Genomic DNA, 3,660 nt, shown 5'->3' with positions numbered 1-3,660 from the left:
GTCATCCTGAGCCCTCGCTTTGTAAGGGCGTGAGGATCTCATCTTTCATGTTTTAATTTTGGAAAGATTTAAAAGGATGAGATTCTCACGTCGTCCGGCAGAAGACACCGGACTCCTCAGAATGACAAACTGGGTGGCAGCGATTGCCACGTCGACCAACCCTAGAACGGTTGGTCTCCTCACAATGACGGATTAAGATAGGTATTTTCATCCTCATCTGGCGTTACTTAGTAGAATGAAGGTTTTTAAAAAATACTTTTCCTTAAAGAAAGGATTAATTTCTTTAATACCCCATCAATATTAAACCCATTTCTATCTATGATACAATTAGAAAAACAGTCTGGGATTGAATGAAAATGAGAGGGGAAACCACCAAATCTTTCCAGCTTTTTATAATTTCACTATGTTCTTTGGCAGTTGAAATGGTTCTCTTTCGTTGGTTTGCTTTTTTGGCTGGTTTTCACTTTGTCTCGCTTATTATATCGCTGGCTTTATTGGGTTATGGTGCTTCTGGAGCTCTTTTCCGCTTTTATCCGCTTTCAATGAAACCTTTGATTCCTCTCTGTTTTATCTTTGGAGTGGCAGCTGTGTTGGTTGGATTAGTTTTTTTGCCTATGGATGTTTATGAATTCTGGACCTATTCCATCTATAAAATCAATTTTATTTTACTTATTATTATTACCTCAATCCCGTTTTTTTACCACGGCCTTTATCAGATCCACCTTTTTGATGAATATCCCGACCATTTCCCTCGGTTTTATTCCATGAATCTTCTTGGATCGGCGGCTGGAGTTATAATCGGTGTTGTTTTGCTTATGTTTTTTAATGAGATCCAAAGTTTAGTTACTATCATGGGTATTGGATGTCTAAATCTTTGGAAACAAAAAAAACTCTTTTTTATATTTATTTTAATAATCATCATTCTGTTTTTTTTACCATTGACATTAAAAATTTCTGACTATAGCCCCACTCGTCAATTAAGACTGATCCCGGATAACCAACTTTTATCAACCTATCGAAATCCCTCTCAACATTTAGAGGTTTTTTTCACCCCCTATTCAAGAGCCGCAACGGGGTTAAGCATGCGTTATCGAGATGTTCCTCCCTCATCCTACTCGCTCATAACTGATTATACCCACCAGGTAATTTTTCCTCATCAACCAAGCGAGGAATTCATTTATAACACCCTCTTTGCTCTTCCCTTGCGAGTTTTTAAACCTGATGAGGTGCTCGGTATTGAATGTGATTGGGGATATGAAATGTATGCTATGTATTATTCCAGTGTTTCCGGAACTATCGTTACCTCATCACCACTTTATCGGGAATTTTTAAAAAACCTTCGCCCTTCAATTCCTTATGAAATTGAAGTTGCTTTTCCAAGAAAATATCTCAGCCAAACTCAATCTCACTACGATCTGATTTTTCTCCAGATTCCCGTCGGTAACGGAGAAATTTTCCCCGGAGCGTTCTCAATGAAAGAAAATTATCTTTTTACTATCGAAGGAATTCGTTCGGTCGTGAATCATTTAAACGATGATGGGAAGTTAGTCATATCTTTTTTTCCTCAAACTCCCCCCATGGTTCTGTTGAAGCTGATGGATTTGGTTTCTCAAGTTTGGGGGGATCCAAAATTACTTCAGAATCGGCTGATTATAATTAAAAACTTAGATTTTGCTCAAATGATTATATCCATTCAAATTTTTGACCAGATGGAAATTGAAAAAATTCGCCAAGATGTTTCGGTCTATGGTTTTGACTTTATTTATTATCCGGATATCGATGAAGAGGAAGTTGAAAAAGTATTTCAAACTCAGAAATTAAACTATCGGATAGTTATGGACTATTTTCAGGATCCAAAAGAAACCCTTCAGAAATCTTTTTATAATGTCAAAGCCCCTCGTGACAATAAACCTTACTTTTTTCATTTTTTCCAATGGAACCAATTCAAGGAAACCCTCTATAACTTGGGGAAACGCTGGCTTCCCTTTGGAGGAGCAGGTTTTTTATTGGTTCTTTTTATTTTCCTGGTTATAACTGCTCTTTCTCTCCTCTTTATTCTCATTCCCGGACGGGCTTTTATGGGAAGAAAAAAACTGCATTTTGCCGGAGGCAAGGAACTTGAATTAGCGGCAATTATAACCGGCATAGGCTATATGCTCATCGAGATACCGGTTATTGTTCAGTTAGAAATGATCATTGGATTTCCTATTTATACGTTTGCTTTAGTTCTCACTATTTTATTGGTTTTTTCTGGATTAGGAAGTTGGTATGTAGAGAAAATTCGGTCAAATCGATTTTTTCTCAAGATGGTTTTTGTCCACCCCTTAATAATTTTAGGATTTTTCCTATATATAAATTATCTTCGTAGCTGGTTATTGGAATTGCCCGGTATCTTGAGTTTATTGGTTGTTTTGCTACCCTTCTCTTTATTAGCCTTTACAGCCGGAATGCCGTTTCCGATTTTATCGAGACTGACTCACCAAAGAAACCCAGATTTTTTTCAGGTGGTTTTTGCCTGGAATGGTTTTATGTCGGTTGTCGCATCTCTACTTTCTCATTTTACTGCTATTGAATACGGAATTCATTTCCCTTATTTCTTATCTATTCCGCTATATGGTGGTTTCTGGGTGATTGTACATTTTTTAAATAAATCGCTCCATCCCATTCCTTAGACAAATGTGGAAAGATGGTCTAGTAAATGTTTTCTACTCTTCTCGAACTTCACGAAGGAGTGGGACGAAAATAACTCCTCCTAAATTTTCCGACGTCAATTGATCCTTTTCTTTGGTGAAAAGCCATAGAGTTTGTAAGCTGTATGGTGGGCCGACGGGAATAACCATTTTTCCTCCCTCTTTGAGTTGCTCAATCAAGGGAGGCGGAACGTGATCTATGGCACAGGTAACGATGATTGAATCAAAAGGAGCTTCTTCTTTCCAGCCAAAATACCCATCGCCCCACCGGACATTTATTTCCGGATAACCAAGACTCTTTAATCTTTCCTGAGCAGTGTCTGCTAAAATTTTGATGACTTCAACAGTAAAAACTTGACAGCCAATTTCAGCTAACACGGCTGCTTGATACCCAGAACCAGTTCCGATTTCTAAAACTTTGAATCCTTCTTCGACCTTTAAGCTATCGGTCATCAATGCGACGATATAGGGCTGGGAAATGGTCTGACCATATCCAATTGGGAGCGGTGTATCGTTATAGGCTAAGGAAACCAAATTTTCTGGAACAAAGAGATGACGAGGTACTTTTAACATTGCATCGAGGAGCTGCGGGTCAACAACCCCTCGTTGTTTGATCTGCTTCTCAACCATAAGCTGCCGTTCTTGGTCATATTGTTCAGCATCAGCAGAAAAAACCAATACAAAAATTATCCATACGATAAGAAAAGTGAATAAATATTTTTTATTCATTGTAAACCCCTGCCTTAAGAAATTATTGATATTATGAAAAACCAATATCTTTATTATATCGCTTAATGAAGGTTAAAACACGAATTCTTCATTCCATTAATCTGGCGATTTTCCTGTGATTATTTTGTTTCCAATCTCTGTTTCAGGATAGACACTCATGCTGCCTCGTAGCACCAGATGGGGATATAAACCAAGATTCGACATGCCATGGCATGTCGCTACATTAAACGAACGCAATAAA

At 37.9% G+C, this 3,660-nt stretch carries 3 protein-coding genes; 1 reads left to right on the top strand and 2 read right to left on the bottom strand.

Annotated features, from left to right (window positions below; genetic code table 11):
- Window positions 1-45 precede the first annotated feature (45 nt).
- Window positions 46-183 (bottom strand): hypothetical protein, encoded by a 138-nt coding sequence (locus PLK24_RS09715; protein ID WP_324478632.1) that lies wholly within the window; start codon window positions 181-183, stop codon window positions 46-48.
- 173 nt (window positions 184-356) lie between these two features.
- Between PLK24_RS09715 and PLK24_RS09710 the strand changes: the two genes are divergently transcribed.
- Window positions 357-2,672 carry a spermidine synthase family protein gene (locus PLK24_RS09710; RefSeq protein WP_324478630.1) on the top strand — a complete coding sequence of 772 codons (2,316 nt, stop codon included), beginning with the start codon at window positions 357-359 and terminating at the stop codon, window positions 2,670-2,672.
- 33 nt (window positions 2,673-2,705) lie between these two features.
- On the opposite strand, the gene PLK24_RS09705 is transcribed toward PLK24_RS09710, so the two are convergent.
- A complete protein-coding gene (locus PLK24_RS09705; RefSeq protein ID WP_324478628.1) occupies window positions 2,706-3,419 on the bottom strand; it encodes a protein-L-isoaspartate(D-aspartate) O-methyltransferase in 714 nt (237 codons plus the stop codon).
- Between the last annotated feature and the right edge of the window lie 241 nt (window positions 3,420-3,660).

This window comes from Atribacter sp. (assembly GCF_035418125.1).
GTDB classification, from domain to species: domain Bacteria; phylum Atribacterota; class Atribacteria; order Atribacterales; family Atribacteraceae; genus Atribacter; species Atribacter allofermentans.
The sequence above is the reverse complement of the archived record's forward strand: the minus strand, read 5'-3'. Positions and strand labels throughout refer to the sequence as shown.

What these genes read in the sequence shown, in the direction of transcription:
- PLK24_RS09710 (WP_324478630.1), top strand. Translation starts at nt 357, where the DNA reads ATGAGAGGGGAAACCACCAAATCTTTCCAGCTTTTTATAATTTCACTA.
- PLK24_RS09705 (WP_324478628.1), bottom strand. Translation starts at nt 3,419, where the DNA reads ATGAATAAAAAATATTTATTCACTTTTCTTATCGTATGGATAATTTTT.